This window comes from Streptomyces chisholmiae (assembly GCF_031845445.1).
GTDB classification, from domain to species: Bacteria; Actinomycetota; Actinomycetes; order Streptomycetales; family Streptomycetaceae; genus Streptomyces; species Streptomyces chisholmiae.
The window spans coordinates 1-258 of record NZ_JAVREO010000323.1 but is presented as its reverse complement, the minus strand read 5'-3'; the positions used below and the strand labels follow the sequence as shown (position 1 = coordinate 258).

The following is a 258-nucleotide window of genomic DNA, read 5'->3' as shown; positions in this document are numbered from 1 at the left end:
GCACCGGCCTCGTCGAACTCGCCCTCACCGCCGGCGACCACATCGGCTCCCCCACCCTCGCCGAACTGATGCTCCACACCCCCCTGACCCTCACCCCCCACACCACCACCGACATCCAACTCCGCATCCAAGAACCCGACCCCACCAACCACGAACGCACCCTCACCATCCACTCCCGACCCACCCCCGACACCGACTGGACCCAACACGCCACCGGCACCCTCACCCCCCACCAACCCGACCACACCGAAGACCCCA

General features: G+C 68.6%; 1 protein-coding gene. It reads left to right on the top strand.

Going from position 1 to position 258, the window contains the following annotated elements:
- On the top strand, positions 1-258 hold a 258-nt coding region (locus tag RM844_RS33820), incomplete at both ends, for a hotdog family protein (RefSeq protein ID WP_311671163.1).